General features: G+C 62.3%; 13 protein-coding genes. 3 read left to right on the forward strand and 10 right to left on the reverse strand.

Annotated features, from left to right (window positions below; translation table 11 throughout):
* The first annotated feature begins 83 nt into the window (after window positions 1-83).
* Window positions 84-725: a DUF5074 domain-containing protein gene (locus tag LB538_RS21780; protein WP_224529190.1), complete on the forward strand. Its 642-nt coding sequence runs from the start codon at window positions 84-86 to the stop codon at window positions 723-725.
* A 25-nt stretch (window positions 726-750) separates the two neighbouring features.
* On the opposite strand, the gene LB538_RS21785 is transcribed toward LB538_RS21780, so the two are convergent.
* The 3 genes from LB538_RS21785 to LB538_RS21795 all read right to left on the reverse strand — a co-directional run bounded on the left by LB538_RS21785 (window position 751) and on the right by LB538_RS21795 (window position 3936).
* Window positions 751-1839 carry an acyltransferase family protein gene (locus tag LB538_RS21785; protein WP_224529187.1) on the reverse strand — a complete coding sequence of 363 codons (1089 nt, stop codon included), beginning with the start codon at window positions 1837-1839 and terminating at the stop codon, window positions 751-753.
* 106 nt (window positions 1840-1945) lie between these two features.
* Window positions 1946-3208, reverse strand: coding sequence for an MFS transporter (locus LB538_RS21790; protein WP_224529182.1), 1263 nt, complete (start codon window positions 3206-3208; stop codon window positions 1946-1948).
* A complete protein-coding gene (locus LB538_RS21795; RefSeq protein WP_224529180.1) occupies window positions 3205-3936 on the reverse strand; it encodes an MBL fold metallo-hydrolase in 732 nt (243 codons plus the stop codon). Before LB538_RS21795 ends, LB538_RS21790 begins: the two co-directional genes overlap by 4 nt.
* A gap of 107 nt (window positions 3937-4043) precedes the next feature.
* Between LB538_RS21795 and LB538_RS21800 the strand changes: the two genes are divergently transcribed.
* Complete coding sequence (locus LB538_RS21800; protein ID WP_224529178.1) at window positions 4044-4709, forward strand: ArsR/SmtB family transcription factor; 666 nt, start codon at window positions 4044-4046, stop codon at window positions 4707-4709.
* A 336-nt stretch (window positions 4710-5045) separates the two neighbouring features.
* Here the strand turns inward: LB538_RS21800 and LB538_RS21810 are convergent, their stop codons facing one another.
* The 7 genes from LB538_RS21810 to efp form a co-directional block, all read right to left on the reverse strand.
* Window positions 5046-5429 carry a VOC family protein gene (locus LB538_RS21810; protein ID WP_224529348.1) on the reverse strand — a complete coding sequence of 128 codons (384 nt, stop codon included), beginning with the start codon at window positions 5427-5429 and terminating at the stop codon, window positions 5046-5048.
* 228 nt (window positions 5430-5657) lie between these two features.
* Entirely contained in the window at window positions 5658-7160 is a 1503-nt protein-coding gene (locus LB538_RS21815) for a winged helix-turn-helix domain-containing tetratricopeptide repeat protein (RefSeq protein ID WP_224529175.1), read from the reverse strand.
* Between the two features lie 323 nt (window positions 7161-7483).
* Window positions 7484-8692 carry a calcium-binding protein gene (locus tag LB538_RS21820; protein ID WP_224529172.1) on the reverse strand — a complete coding sequence of 403 codons (1209 nt, stop codon included), beginning with the start codon at window positions 8690-8692 and terminating at the stop codon, window positions 7484-7486.
* A gap of 447 nt (window positions 8693-9139) precedes the next feature.
* Window positions 9140-10321: a hypothetical protein gene (locus LB538_RS21825; RefSeq protein WP_224529169.1), complete on the reverse strand. Its 1182-nt coding sequence runs from the start codon at window positions 10319-10321 to the stop codon at window positions 9140-9142.
* A gap of 238 nt (window positions 10322-10559) precedes the next feature.
* The gene (locus tag LB538_RS21830; RefSeq protein WP_224529346.1) at window positions 10560-11891 is read right to left on the reverse strand and encodes an HlyD family type I secretion periplasmic adaptor subunit; all 1332 of its coding nucleotides are present in this window, start codon (window positions 11889-11891) and stop codon (window positions 10560-10562) included.
* 26 nt (window positions 11892-11917) lie between these two features.
* Complete coding sequence (locus LB538_RS21835) at window positions 11918-13663, reverse strand: type I secretion system permease/ATPase (protein ID WP_224529167.1); 1746 nt, start codon at window positions 13661-13663, stop codon at window positions 11918-11920.
* A gap of 374 nt (window positions 13664-14037) precedes the next feature.
* Window positions 14038-14607, reverse strand: coding sequence for an elongation factor P (efp, locus tag LB538_RS21840; protein WP_095767917.1), 570 nt, complete (start codon window positions 14605-14607; stop codon window positions 14038-14040).
* Window positions 14608-14736: 129 nt separating this feature from the next.
* On the opposite strand from efp, the gene epmA reads away from it, so the two are divergent.
* Entirely contained in the window at window positions 14737-15777 is a 1041-nt protein-coding gene (epmA, locus tag LB538_RS21845; protein WP_224529162.1) for an EF-P lysine aminoacylase EpmA, read from the forward strand.
* Window position 15778 lies beyond the last annotated feature (1 nt).

Genomic DNA, 15778 nt, shown 5'->3' on the forward strand with positions numbered 1-15778 from the left:
TTCCCGACTGTGTTGTTGCTCCCGGGGTTGCAGCAGAGCGGCTAAAGTCGAAGCTGACACAAGAGACCGATGAGGATTGGAAGATGAAAAGAGCCGCTGCCGAAATCCTGCGCGAATATGGACCCTTTCCGGACGCCGAGCGCGTCAATGGCGTCACCTACGATGGCAAGAATGTCTGGTTTGCCACCGGCGACAAATTGAAGGCCCTCGACCCGGAGAGTGGCACCATCGTGCAATCGATCGACGTCGCCTCGCATGCCGGAACCGCTTTCGACGGCGAGCACCTCTACCAGATCGCCGAGGACCGCATTCACAAGGTCGACCCCAAGACCGGCGCGGTCGTCGCCACCATTCCCGCACCGGGCAATGGCGGCGATTCAGGTATGGCCTGGGCAGAAGGTTCGCTCTGGGTCGGCGAATACAGGGCCCATAAGATCCATCAGATCAATCCTGAAACGGGTGAGGTGATCCGTAGCATCGAGTCGAAGCGCGTCGTCACCGGCGTCACCTGGATCGACGGCGAACTCTGGCATGCCACTTGGGAAGGTGAGGAGGGCGATCTGCTGCGCATCGATCCCGAGACGGGTGACGTGCTGCAGGAGGTAGCGATGCCCTCCGGTGTGTCGGGACTGGAATCCGATGGCGACGGCTGCTTCTTCTGCGGCGGCGGCAGCAGCGGCAAGATCAGGGCCGTGCGCCGGCCGGGATACGACGCTAGCAAATAACGGATGGCCGGAACGGGCGGCCCGGTCAGGCCGCCTCGCGTGCCGGCCGGGTCATGGGCTTGCTGGAGGCCTTGGCGGCTGTCGGCCTGTCGAAATGCGCCCAGGCCGGCCGCTCGAACAGGAAGGTGCCGAAGCCGACGCGCTGGACGATGAAGTAGAGCACCACCGGGCTTATGACCGAGACCAGCAGCACCGCCAGGCTGAGCATGCCGGTATCGGTGAGGAGACCGCTCGCCAGCATGACGCCCCGGAAGATCGACATCGGGATGGTGAAGGCGACATAGACGACCAGCGAATGCTCGCCGAGCCAGCGCAGCCATTCCATGGAAGCGAATTTCGACAGGAAACCGCCGGCAACGCAGAGCGCCACGGCGCCGGCGACGGCAAGCGACAGATGCAGCGGCGGCCATGCCGCCAGTCCCATCTGCATGCCGACCGGCTGCATCGCATAGCCAGGCGAATAGACGAGCAGGCCGTTGACAATCGCCCAGGCGAGCAGGCCGAGAACGGCGATCGCCGGCCGTGCCTGCGTCCACTCCACCAGCCGGAATATCAGCGGCGCGAGCACGAAGCCGAGATAGAAGAACACGAAATAGGCCGCGAACTGCTCAAGCGCGTAGCTGTCCGGCTTCGGCGCCCACATCTGCAGCGCGGCGGCAGCCAAGATGACGACCCAGTGCGGCACGCGAAGCTCGCGCAGCATGCGGATGACGATCCCGAACACCGCCAGCATGTAGATGAACCACAACACGCCGTATGGTTGGACGGCGGCCATCGCGAGATCATGCAGCATGCCGGCGGGGTCGCGGCTAAAGATGCCGATCTTCAGTCCGATCGAGATGATCGCCCAAAGCACGTAGAAATAGAGGTAGTGGACCACGCGGCGGTCGATATAGCGCCGCCATGGCCGATCGATCACCTGCGACAGGAACAGGCCCGAGATCAGGAAGAATTCCGGCATCCGGAACGGCGTCGCGAAGCCGATGACATAATGCAGGAAGCCGACGCCGCCGGTGTATTCGCCGGTGTTGTAGGCGGCATACATCATCACCACCAGAATGATGGAAAGACCTTTTGCCGTGTCCACCCACGGCATGCGGTTCGGGTTGCTCATGAACGGTCTCGAGGAAATGTACCTCTTCAGATTGTAGCGGACATGCACATCCCGCGCAGCATCAAGCTTCCATTAACGTAAACACGGCCTTCGTTTCGAGGCGGTCTCAACGATCGCCCGATGTCGGAACCACGGTGGCAGAACGCGGCTCGCGCATCGTTACCGCGACGATCGCGCCCGACAGGAAGGTCAATGCGGCAATGGCCGCGATCGCCGCAACGAAGCCGAAGAAGTCGGCGATCAGGCCGGCGGACAGCGCCCCGATCGCATAGCCGAGGTCGCGCCAGAAGCGATAGACGCTGAGCGAGCGCGCCCGCCAGGAGGGATGCGATGCGTCCGAGACCGCCGCGATCAGGCACGGATAGACCATCGCGGTGCCGAGACCGAGCAAAAGGCTGGCCAGCAGCCACCAGCCGAAATCGCGCGTCATGGCGGTGGTGAGAAGCCCCGCTGCCTGCACCCACATGCCGGCGACGATCAGCCCCTTGCGGCCCCAGCGGTCGCTCAACGGCCCGGTGGCGACCTGGAAGATGCCCCACACCGCCGGATAGACCGCCTTGAGAATGCCGATGCGCTCGATGCCTAGCCCATTGGCAACGAAGAAGAGCGGAAACAGCCCCCAGCTCATGCCGTCGTTGAGGTTGTTCACCAGGCCTGCCTGCGAGGCGGCGAACAGATTGCGATCCCCAAACGAGGTCAGCATGAAGATCTCGCGGAAGCCGAGCGGGGAAGCCTGTCTTGGATGGTTGGCCAGCTCCAGCCGCAGATGCTCGCGCGTGTCGCGCACGAGCAGGATCGACAGCGCCGCACCTAGGATCGCGTAGCTGACGCCGAGATAGATCGGCACGGGACGAAAGCCGTAGCGGCTCGCCAGATAGCCGGTGAGGAAAGCAGTGACGCCGACGGCGAGGTAGCCGGCGAACTCGTTGAGGCCGACGGCAAGCCCGCGCGACTTCGGTCCGACTAGGTCGACCTTCATGATCACGGTCATCGACCAGGCGAAGCCCTGGTTGATGCCGAGGAGCGCGTTGGCGGCGACGATCCATCCCCAGCTCGGCGCCCAGATAATGATGAAGGGCACCGGCAGGCCGAACAGCCAGCCGAGGATCAGGACGCGCTTGCGGCCCCATCTGTCGGCAAGCTGGCCGGAGACAAGGTTGGCGCAAGCCTTGACCACGCCGAAGCTGACAATGAAGGAGACGACCAGCGTGGTCGACGCCACGCCAAACTCCTCCGCGCCGATCAGCGGCACCACGGTCCGCTCGATGCCGACCATGCCGCCGACAAAGGCATTGATCAGCACCAGGAGCGAAAACTGCTTCCAGTTGGCCTTGAGACCGAGCGCGACGGCGGATGCCGCTATGTTCAAGATTTCGCTCCGGCGTTGACGGCCCGGGTCCGGGCGGCCTGCGGCGGCGGGGGAGGGATGTCGGCGGTCATGGCTGCGACGAACTCACCCTCGTCCTCGATGCGGAACGCCTTGTTGAAGCGCCGCTCGAAGCCGATGGTCGACGTAGGCTTACCGCTCAGCGAGCGGCCGCAGACCGAGCCCGAATAGGCGCCGGGCAGCACCTCGATATGATCGGGCAACTCCTTCAGGCGGCGCACGCTGGCATAAAGCGCACGCGCCCCGTCCTCGACGCTTGAAGCAAGCTCGGTGCGGCCGAGATCGCCGACCATCAGCGTGTGCCCGGTGAGCACGAACCAAGGCTCGGCCGACCGCGTCCGGTCGGTGACCAACAGGCTCAGATGCTCCGGCGTATGGCCCGGTGTATGCAAGACCGTCACCGTGACATTGCCGAGCTCGAGCACCTCGCCATCCTTGACACGCCGGAACGGGAATCCTGCTTCGGCCCCTTCGAACAGCACGTATTCCGCGCCCGTCGCCTCGGCCAGCGAGCGTCCGGCCGAGATGTGGTCGGCATGGATATGCGTGTCGACGACATAGAGGATGCGCATGCCGGTCGCGCGCGCCGCATCGACATACGGCGCGATGTCGCCGACCGGGTCGACCACGGCCGCGGAAGCCTTGCCGCCGCAGCCGAACAGATAGGAGGCGGCAACCGGATCGTTGTGCAGGAACTGCCTGAGAATCATCGCTTTTTCCTCCGAACGAGCGGCTGCGCCCCGGGGAGCCGCTCTGCTTGACAGCAATGGTCGAAACCGTCATTCAATTATTCCATTGAATGACGGCAGAAAGGTCGATGTCAATCCGCAATCCGAAACAGGCGCTGTACGAGCAGTTCGCGATCGTCGCCAAGGCGCTCGGGCATCCACTGCGCCTGGAAATGATCGAGCATCTGGCGCAAGGCGCGCGCAGCGTCGAGGCGCTCGCGGCGAAGCTCGGCCGGCCCGTCGCCAACATCTCGCAGCATCTGCAGGCGCTGCGCCGCGCCGGCATCGTCTCGGCCGAGCGCGACGGCAAGTTCGTGCATTATTCGCTGGCCGATGACAGCGTGCTTTCCGCCTTCGCCGCTGTGCGCGGCGTCGCCGAGCGGCAGCTCGCCGAGGTCGACCGCATCGTGCGCGGCTATTTCGATGCGCGTGACGACATGCAGCCGGTCACACGCGACGAGCTTCAGAGGCTGATGCGCGACGGTCTGGTGACACTGATCGACGTCCGTCCGGCGGACGAGTTCGCGCTCGGCCATGTGCCGGGCGCCATCAATGTCCCGCTGGGGAAAGTCAGGGCCTGGTCAGCCGACGCCGCTATCGGCCGCGAAATCGTCGCCTATTGCCGCGGCCCGTGGTGCGTGATGTCCTTCGAAGCGGTGGCCGCGCTGCGTTCGGTCGGGCATGCGGCGCGCCGGCTGGAGGACGGCATGCCGGAATGGAAGGCGGCCGGCCTGCCGGTGGAAGGGGCGGCCTGATGATGGCCCGCCGACGTGCCACTGAGCGCCAGTTGCAGACCCTTGATGGCAACATCGCGATGCCTTAAGCGGAGCCGTGAGCGGATTGGCAGGTCTCCACCCTTTTCCGCAACGCCAGACTCCTGGCCAACCATCTCGACCGCTTAGTAGGTGACCTTCGGGTACCAGTCGGTCCCGCAACCTTCCGGCGTCAAGTCCAGGACGTTCCACAGCATCATCAGGTCCGGCTCGGTTGTCGGGTCTTTGCCTGGATCGGCTGACTCGAAACCCAGCTCCGCCCCCGAAGTGCCGAATGGTTCCGTCGTGCGATACCCAGATTGTCGTATAAACGGCACTTTATTGCGCTTCGTAGAGTTCCAAAGGCAATCCATCCGGGTCGCTAAAGAAGGTGAAGCGCCGATCCGTATATGGGTCGATCCGGATTGGCTCTACGGCAACGCCGGCGGCCTCCAGGCGCGCAACTACGAGGTCGAGGTTCCCCACAGCAAATGCCAAGTGCCGCAGCCCTGTCGCCTCTGGATAAGACGGCCGCGGCGCTGGGGCAGGGAAGGAAAACAATTCCAGCTGGGCGGACCCGATCCGCAGGTCGGCCTTCCAGGACTGCCGCTCCTCCCGATAGACCTCGCGGATCAGGTCCAGGCCGAGAAGCTCGACATAGAACCGTCGCGATCGATCGTAGTCGGTGCAGATAAGCGCGACGTGGTGAATGGCGTCCAGCATCTTTCGAAGTCTAGCCAAGCCGGGCTTTGGAGCCAAGGTCACCCACTTTGTATCTGTCATCGCGGGCAGGATCTCCTTATCGCTTCGGGTGAGAGCCTAACATCCAGACGGCGGGCAACCGTGCTGACCGTGGCTCGCTTGGTTGCAGGCGGACCTGCTGTCCTGCGGGGCATCAGGATCGTCCGCGTATTTACCAAAAATCGAGATAGGCTGGGATCGTAGATACGTTCACACGGGAAAACCGGCCTTTCTGAAGCCTGACGTGAAAAGCTCAAGGGCGACTTGATCGGTGAACGGGAGACCTGAAATCAGCCGGATGGTCAGCTCGTGTTTCCTTGTCAGTGCTTCCTCAACCTCAGCGCGCGCCTTCTCCATCTCGCCCAAATGTGCGTATGACGCTGCGAGGAAGGCATGGATGAAGAATTGGTCACCGGCCTTCCGATACGAAGCGACAGCTTCCGAGTACCTTCCAAGCAGGAACAGAGAGCTGCCCTTCACCTCCCAGAACCACACCGGAGGTAACGGCTCGCGCAGGAGCGCGGTTTCGAGCACGTTGAGTGCCGTCTCGGCCCGTCCGCCGTAGTTGAGCCAGCTTGCGTAATCCCCCGCTATATTCACGTCTAGCGGGTTCAACGAGCGCGCGAGCTCAAAATGCACTCCTGCATCGCTATGCTGGCGCATGTGTGTAAGCACCAGCCCCATGCTCTGGTGACAGACGCCATCGCTTCTGTCGAGAGAGAGCGCCGTCCGTGCCGAGTCCCAGGCCTTCTTTAGCGTCCGCGGATCATTGTCGTACCAAAATCTGCCGACGAGGGCCTGCGCGAGGAAGGCGTGGGCTTGAGCGAACGACGAATCGAGATCCACGGACCGAACGAAGAGGGGCTCGGACTTTTCCAGTTCATATCGGTAAAAGTGCGCGCGCCCCTGCAGGTAGTAGTCGTATGCATCCCAATCGGCGGGTGGCTTGCGTCTGGTACGGGTCGCCGATTCCGCCTCCGCTTGCCCTTCGACCATCGAGGCGATAAGCGCTGCAACCTCGTCTTGCAACGCGAAGATGTCGTTAAGGGCCCGATCGTAGCGTTGGGCCCATAGATGGGTGCCGGTGGCGGCGTCGATCAGCTGTGTGGTGATCCGAATGCGATCACCGAGTTTTCTTATGCTGCCTTCGACGAGATAGCGAACTCCGAGTTTGCGATGTACTTCGGCAATGTCCATTGCCGGATGGCGAAATTGAAAAGACGAATTGCGCGCGATGACGAGGAGGGAGCGAAACCTGGCCAGCTCCGTGATTATGTCCTCGGTTATGCCGTCGCTGAGATACTGCTGGTCCTGATCGCCGCCCAGATTGGCAAAAGGCAGCACCGCGATCGAAGGCTTGCCGGACGGCGGTATCGGTTTGCTGGATGCGCTCGCTACCGGCTTGACAGTCCCGGTGAAGCGGTAGCCGACGCGAGGCACCGTGGCGATCCACTCACCGCCATTATCACTCGGACCGAGAGCCTTTCTTAGTGTCGCGATTTGAACGGTAAGGTTGCCTTCCTCGACGGCGGTTCCCGGCCAGGCAGCGTCCAGCAGTTCGGCCTTGGTCAGGATCTCGCCGGGCCGTGCCGCAAGCGCAGCAAGCAGCGTCAGTCCACGATGCCCAACAGCGACCGGGATCTCCTCTCTAAGGAGCGTCCCGATGTCGGGGTCGAGTACGAACGGACCAAAAGCGATGCGAGTCCCGTGCATGCAGGCATAGTAGACGTTTCGGAAATTTCAGAACAGTTCCGGCGCCGCGCAAATCCAAGGGCGAACTTTCCGGGAAAGTGCGTCATCAATTTGGTATGGCGCAACTCTGCTCATGGCGCCGGCGCTGCCGATGCCCGCCTTTGGGTTCGGTTCAAGGGCGGGACAATCACGCAACCAGCCGCCTTCTCGATTGGCGTCGGGAGGCTCTCTGTTATCGGCATTACGCAGCCGCCCCGCCGGAGCGCCGCGCTCCAAAAGGGCTGACCTCAGTAACCGAGAATTGGCGCTCGTACTCCACTGCAAGTTTTACAGGCGCAACTTTTCTACGCGAAGAGGAAGTCTGATTCGGTGATGTGAGCTGCCGCCGTCTCGCCCACCGCCACGTTTAGGTCGATTGTACCGGCGTCGTCGCTGAAACCGACAATGAGCCCGCTGCTTCCGGTGTCGACTTTCACCACTGCTCCTTCGGCGGATATGTTGTGTGCGTGAAGATAGTCGAGAGCTGCCTGAGACGAGGCGAAAGTTCCGCTAGTACCGGGAGCGTCGTTAAGGATCAAAGCGACGTGCCGCGATTCATGAAGATCGATTTTATCCTCGCCATGCTTGAATCCCTGGATGGTGTCCTGAACGGTCGCCGATGATTCGCCCGAGAAGAAGACGAAGGTGTCCCGGGCGCCGTCCCCGGTGGTGATGCCGTTATTCGCCGACATCCAGTCCGCGCCTGCGCCGCCGAGGATGATGTCGGCGCCCCTGCCGCCATAGATGGTGTCGTTCTGGTCTCCACCCAATATCAAGTCATTCCCGGCATCGCCGTACAGGGTGTTGGTACCGCGACTATCTTCTACCACGTCATCGCCGGCACCGCCGTGGATGGTGTCGTTACCGCTGGTGGGGGAGGTGGCGGTGTCGTCGCCGTAGAGGGTATCGTTGCCGGCACCGCCCTCGATATAGTCGTCCCCGGCGTTGCCGAAGATCGTGTCGTTGCCGGCACCGCCGTAGAGTGTGTCGTTCGTGTCGCCGGGAGTGTGATCCTGACCGTCGCTCGGGCGAATCCCGCTGCCGCCGTAGATAGTGTCGTCCCCGGTGCCGCCGTAAATCACGTCGCTGTCGATCCCGCCTCGGAGTGTGTCGTTGTCAGCGCCGCCATTGATCGTGTCGTTGCCGGCACCGCCGTCGAGAAGATCATCCCCGGCCCCGCCGGTGATAAAGTCGTTGCCGTCATCGCCGTTGAGAGCGTCGGCACTGGCGCCGCCGTGGAGGAAATCGTTGCCGGGGCCACCGGAAAATAGGTTGGTGAGATCGTCACCGATCATTCGGTCGGAGAAAGCCGAACCGAACCAGGTGCCGGTGTATGTGAAGTCGGTGGTGTATGCGGTCCCGCCGGCGAAATAAGCGGCCTCGTTGGTGACTGTCGCGCTCGGCGGGATGTTCTCTTCGAGTTGGACTGTGTGGGTGTGCAGGTTCAGATCGACACTCGCCGTCGACTGCGAGAAATCCGGGCCGACTGATACTAAGACTGGCTTTTTAGTCATGGTATTCATCTCCCTGTTGCGCACAAAATTGTGCGCGTTGTGATGCTACACTGCGGATACAACCATGAGTCCTTGGTCTGGGTTCTCTTTTGTTGTGAGACGGATGCGTATGGAGCTGTCGAAGATTTCATTTCTCGCGCAATGAGCGGCGGGTGTTTTGCGTGAGCGGTTCGGCAAGATATGCCAGCACGGTGCGGGTGCCGGTCTTGATCATGGCCTCGCTCGACATACCCGGCAGCAGACTTTGTCCACGCCGCCGAGCCCGTCGGAGATTTGGAAGCCGTCTGTATTATCGCCGCCCGAGGCCGAGGTGTATGGAGGCGGCCAGGTCGGCTCTGATACCGCTTCGGGCACCCTCTAAACCGCGCACTCCCTACCTCTGTCCGCATACGTGTGTCTCACTATCAGGTGTTGGGGGGCGACTTGTGCGCCGCCCCTCACTGTAGGTTACACCAGAGCGCCGAAGAGGAAGTCCGCCTGTGTGATATGCGCCGCCGCCGATGCGCTTACCGACACGTTGAGGTCGAGAGTGCCGGCGTCGTCGCTAAAACTGACGAGGTCGACGGCAGAACCGTCGATGACCTTTACTACTGTACTCTCGGCAGAGAGATTGTGCGCGTGGAGATAATCGATAGCCGACTGTGCCGAGTCAAAGTTGGGGCCTTGCAGGAACGCGGTGTCGTGAGTGTCCCTCAGGTCGAACTTATCGTCACCGTGTTTGAAATCGGTGATGACGTCATGTTGGCCGGCGACGAAGGTGTGGCTGTGGAAGACGAAGGTGTCGCTACCCCCGCCGCCCGTCAGGGTGTCGCTGCCGGAATTGATCGAGAAATTTGCCCTACCCCCTTCGATAGTGTCGTTGCCGGCCCCACCGTTGATGGTGTCGTCACCGATAAACCCGACGATGGTGTCGTTGCCCCCGTCACCGTACAGGAAGTTAGCTCTGCCGGACGGGAGAAACATGACGTCACCTTCGATATAATCATCACCGGCACCGCCGTGGATGGTGTCGGTGCTGTTGCGATTCATAGCGCCGTTGTCGCCGTAGAGGGTGTCGTTGCCGGCCCCGCCGTTGATAGTGTCCTGGCCCTCGCTGCCGGTGATGGTGTCGTTGCCAGCGTCGCCATTGAATATGCCGCCGTCACGGCCGGCCCTGATAAAATCGTTGCCGCCACCGCCATTGACTATGTCGACACCGGGGGAGTAGTGGGCTTGGCTGTCGTCACTGGTATAGATGGCGTCATCACCGGCCCCGCCGTTGATGATATCGTTGCCGTCACCGGCTCTGATAAAGTCGTTACCGTCACCACCTTTGATGGTGTCGTCGCCGGCGTTGCCGTAGAGGGAATCGTCGCCGGCGTCACCGGCAATAGAATCGCTACCGTCACCGCCTTCAATCCAATCGTCACCGCCGCCGCCGTACATGAAATCGTTGCCGCCGCCGCCGAGAAGATGGTTGAGGAGATCGTCGCCGATCATTCGGTCCGAGAATTCCGAGCCGGTGTAAACACGGAGATAATCCCCGGTGGGGTTGGTGAAGTCGGTGGTGTAGGCGATGCCGTTACTGCCGGCGAAGTAAGCGGACTCGTCGACGACTGCCGCGCTCGGAGGGTTCTCTTCGAGCTGCACTGTGTGGTTATGCAAGTTAAGGTCGACGCTGGCCGCTGACAGTGAGAAATCGGGGCCTATTGTTATAATTACTGGATTTTTCGCCACGGTATTTCCTCCCTACTGCACACGCAATTGTGCGATTTATAACTCTGTAGTGTGGGTATGGACATAAATGAGCGAGGTGTAAACTTCTGTCTTTAATCTGGATCCTCCCTTGTTATGACATGGATACGCATGTGAGCCACTGATGTTTGCATTATTTCTCACGCAATGAGCGACGGATGTTTTGCGTGAGCGGTTCGGCGAGATAAGCCAGCACGGTGCGGGTGCCGGTCTTGATCATGGCCTCGCTCGACATGCCGGGCAGCAGCTTGCGACCGTCGAGCTTGGCCAGTTCGCTCTTGTCGATCACCACCGTCGCGGCGAAGTAAGCAGCGTTGGTGCGCTCGTCCACCAACCGGTCGGCCGACACCGTTTCCACGATGCCGTCTAGCTGCGGCAGGTTGTATTTGGCGAAGGCCGGGAAGCTGACATAGGCTGTCTGGCCGGGGGCGATCGTCTCGACGTCCTCGGGCTTGACCATGGTCTCGATGACCAGCTTCTCGCCGAGCGGCACGACCGTCATCAGCGTGTCGCCGGGTTTCACCACTCCGCCCGCCGTGTGGACTTTCACGTCCATTACGATTCCGTCGACGGGCGCGGTGATGTCGGTGCGCTTGAGGACATCCTCGGCCGCGCGCGCTTGCTGCCGGAAGTCGAACAGCTCCGCTTCGACCTTGCTCAATTCGTCAACTGATTCGTTCAGTTGTTGAGTTGTAAGGTTGAGGATTTGCATGTCGATCTCGGCGATAGAGCTGCGGGCGCGGGCGATCGATGCGACATTCGTGGCGCGTTCTCCCTCGGTCTGGCGTTGTTCCTGGGTGAGCGTCAGGTTGCGTTCGCGGGTGGTGAGCCCCTTGCTGAGCAAAGTCTCGAGGTCTTTGTTCTCATTCGCGAATGCCGCGATCCGCTTGTCCTCGGTCGCGATAAGCTGTTGCAGTCCGGTAATTTGCTCGGCGGCCTGCTGGCGGCGTTCGTCGAGGATTGCCTTCTCGTCCTTCAGGTTGCGGTGCTTCGCGTTGAAGACGTCACGTTGGGTGGCCACCGCGTCCTTGACGGCAGGGTCCGGGTTGTCGAGCAATGCCTGGTCGAACTCGATCGTGTCCTTGCCGTCGCGTTCGGCCCGGAGACGGGCGACGAGCGCCTCTCGTGTGGCGATCTTGTTTTGAATCGAGTCCAGTTGAGCCTTGGCTTGCGTGTGGTCGAGGCGGACGAGGACTTTGCCTTTCTTGACGACATCGCCGTTGACGGCGTCCAGTTCGGCGATAATGCCGCCCTCGAGGTGCTGGATGAGTTTGCGGTCGCCGTCGACCTTGACCACTCCGGTCGTCACCGCCGCGCTGTCGAGCGGTGCCAGGGCCGCCCAGCCGCCGGCCACGCCGAAGAACAGGAACATGATTGAGAAACCGGCGTTCGTGACGGCTCTGAGACGGAGCGGTTGCAACGTCGGCGGGGGTGGCAGTGGCTGGGGGAGAGCGACTATGTTCATATCGTTGTCTGCTGGGTTTGCGCGGGTCATGACGTGACCGCCGTGACGTGAGTGGTGTTGGGCAGCTGAGCCACTCTCCTGGCGCGGGCGGCGAGTTCGTTGAAGACCGTGTCACGCGCCCCGAATAATTCTTGTCTGCCCTGATTGAGCACCAGCACCTTGTCGACTTTCTCCATGATGCTTGGGCGGTGTGCGATTAGGATCATCGTAGTGCCCGTCGCCTTGACCGCGCCGATCACGGCCATCAGGGCGTCTTCGCCCTCGCGATCGAGGTTGGAATTCGGCTCGTCCAGGATGATGAGTGTCGGATCGCCGTAGAGTGCCCGCGCCAGCCCGATTCGTTGGCGCTGTCCGCCTGACAGCGATGCGCCTGAATCCCCTACTTGAGTTTCGTAGCCTTTCGGCAAGCCCTTGATCAATTCGTGAACGCCCGCCAGTTGCGCGGCCTTGATCACGCTGTTGAAGACCGCGGGACTGAGCTTCGCGAAGCGGGCGATGTTCTCGGTGATCGTGCCGGCGAACAACTCGATGTCCTGCGGCAAATAGCCGACGTGCCGACCACGGTCCTCGGCGGGCCACTCGGCGACGTCCATGCCGTCGAGCAAAGCGCGACCGGCTGATGGGCGCCAAGCGCCGGCGAGAACGCGGGCCAGGCTTGTCTTGCCGGATGCGCTCGGGCCGATGAGCGCCATCACTTCACCGGGCTTGAGTTGGAAACTCACGCCTTTCAAGACAGGCTCGCCGCCACCCTGCCGGGCGAGGACAATACTCTCTGCCTCGACCTTTCCTTGTGGGCGTGGCAAAGACCACACTGCTTTGGCCTCAGGGCGTTGGCCGACAAACGCGGTAAGACGCTTGTAAGCGGCGCGTGCCCCGAGCGTCGCCTTCCACGTGCTGATCGCTTGCTCTACGGGGGCCAGCGCGCGACCCATCAAGATTGAGGATGAGATCATGATGCCGGGAGAGGCCTCGTTTTGCAGCACCAGGTAAGAGCCGAGGCCGAGCACCGCCATTTGCAAGGCCATCCGCCAGAAACGTGCGACAGACGCGATGGCGCTGGCGCGGTTACCGGCGGCGACTTGTCCGGCGCTCACTTCATCCTGCTGATCTTGCCAACTGTCGAGCAACGGCCGCAGCATGCCCATGGCCTGGACGACCTCGGCGTTGCGGACTGCCGACTCGGCTTGGGTGAAAGCCCGTGCCTGCGCGTTGCCGGCCTCTGTCAGCGGTTTGCGGGTGGTGAGTTCGTTGAGCAATGCCAGCGCAAACAACACGCACCCGCCGGCCAGCGCCAACCAGCCGAGCCACGGATGCATGAAGAAGATGGCGATGAAGAAGATTGGCGCCCACGGTGCGTCGAGGATTGGGTAGATGCTCGGGCTGGTGAAGAAATTCCGCACTTGGTCGAGATCGCGCAGAGACCGCGTGCTGCCTTGACCCGGCGCGGCGGCCGACTGCTCTACTGACGCGGTCAACAGGACTGGGGCCAGCCTCGAGTTCATCCAGGCGCCTACGGTTGACAGCAGGCGGGCGCGTACCATTTCGAGCCCCGCCATTGTCAGGATCGCCGCGCAGGCGATTAACGACAACGCTGCTAAAGTTTCCACGCTGTGGCTGGACAGAACCCGGTGGTAGACCTGAAGCATGTAGAACGAGCCGGTGAGCATCAGTATATTGATGCCGCCGCTGAACCAGATAAGCGGCGTTATGGCGCGTTTGGCCTCTTTCATCACTGCCTGCAAAGCAGGAGCCTGTTTGTTGCTTATTTGCATGACGGCGACCGCGCCCGTTCCGCGCGCCGCACGCTATCTTGCTTTTTGGCCTCTGAAATCCATCAAAGGAATGATGCGGCGATACAAGCGTGCCTCGCCTTTCGCTAAACGTTCGGAGGGTAACTGCCTTTGATAAAACGCAGCGTGCGCGCTGGGTATTTGGGCAATCAGCAGATGCACATGCGGCGGCGCGGGCCTTTGGTGCCAACACTATTTCAGCTTTCGGGTGTCGGCATTCGTGGTTCGCGCGGCTGAAGTGAGGCGTAAGCGATTCGTCCGCAGGCGAAACTGGCGGATACGGGTCAAAAAAGCCAACTATGTGTAATTGCAGGCCCGCCTGTGCTCAGGCGAGCCACTTCAATCGCCCTAAAATCTCAGTCCTTGGCGCGCTCGACGTAAGAACCGTCGGCGGTCATCACCACCACGCGCGTGCCGGCCGAGATATGTGGCGGCACGGCCGTGCGCACGCCGTTGGAGAGTATCGCCGGCTTATAGGACGAAGACGCCGTCTGGCCCTTGGTGACCGGCTCGGTGTCGACCACCTCGAAGGTGGCGCGCTGCGGCAGCACCAGCGAGATCGGCACGCCGTTGAACTGCGCGAGCTGCACGGCCATGCCTTCCTGCAGATAGGGCGCCATGTCGCCGACCACGGCTTCCGAGGCCACGACCTGGTCGTAGCTTTCCGGGTTCATGAAGTGAAAACCTTCGCCGTCGGAATAGAGGAAGGTGTGCTCGCGCTCCTCGACATAGGCGCGCTCGACCATTTCGGTCGTACGGTAGCGCTCCGAGACCTTCACCCCGTCGCCGATGCGGCGCATGTCGAGCTGGGTCACCGGCGTGCCCTTGCCAGGGTGGATGTTTTCGGCAAAGAGGATGACATAAAGCTTGCCGTCCTTATCGACGACGTTGCCTTTGCGTAAGGAACTGGCGATGACCTTGACCACGATATTCGATCCCGTTCGAGTTTTTCGGCCTGCAAGCGTCGATTTCCGCGAAGCGGCGACGGCGGCCATCGCGTGCGCCCTAGCGCATCTTGCGCCGAACCGCCAGCCTGTCGGGCGATTTTCCTGCCCATGACCGCCGCTTCGCCCTGGTGGACGCCGCATATTCATGCCGACCGCCGGCCCCGGCTGATGGCGCGCAATGCCATCGCCGCCGCCCTGCGCGGCTGGTTCGCGCAGCGCGATTTCGTCGAGGTGACGACCTCGGCCCTGCAGGTTTCGCCGGGGAACGAGGCGCATCTCGCCGCCTTCGCCACCGAGGCGATCGGGCCCGACGCATCGCGCCGGCAGCTCTATCTCCACACCTCGCCGGAATTCGCCTGCAAGAAGCTGCTCGCCGCCGGCGAGGAACGCATCTTCAGCCTCGGCCCGGTCTGGCGCAACCGCGAGCGCGGGCCGCTGCATCACCCCGAGTTCACCATGCTTGAATGGTACCGCGTCGGCGATACAGTTGAGCGTCTGATGGCCGACTGCGCCGAATTCCTGGCGCTCGCCGCGGAAAAAGCCGGCGCCAAGAGTTTCCGTTTTCGCGGCCGCGAGGCCGATCCGTTCGCCGAGCCGGAGCGGCTGAGCGTGGCGGAGGCTTTCCTGCGCCATGCCGGCATCGACCTGCTCGCGACCGTATCGGCCGACGGCAGCACCGACCGCGACGCCCTTCACGAGGCACTGGTCCGCGCCGGCCTGCGCACTGCGCCCGACGACAACTGGGCCGACCTGTTCAGCCGGGTGATGGTCGAAAAAGTCGAGCCGGTGCTTGGGCAGGGGCGGGCCACCATCTTATACGGCTATCCGATTTCGGAAGCGGCGCTCGCCCGGCCGAGCGCTGAAGATCCGCGCGTCGCCGAGCGCTTCGAGCTCTATTGCTGCGGCGTCGAGCTTGCCAACGCCTTCGGCGAGCTGACCGATGCGGCCGAACAGCGCCGCCGCTTCGCCGCCGAGATGGATGAGAAAGAGCGCGTCTATGGCGAGCGCTATCCGCTGGACGAGGATTTTCTTGCCGCTTTGGCCATCATGCCGCAAGCCAGCGGCTCGGCCCTCGGCTTCGATCGGCTGGTGATGCTGGCGACGGGGGCCGCAAGGGTCGAAGACGTGATCTGGGCGCCGGTGGCGTGAT

It is taken from the genome of Mesorhizobium sp. Ca11 (genome assembly GCF_020165275.1).
In the GTDB taxonomy this organism is placed as follows: domain Bacteria; phylum Pseudomonadota; class Alphaproteobacteria; order Rhizobiales; family Rhizobiaceae; genus Mesorhizobium.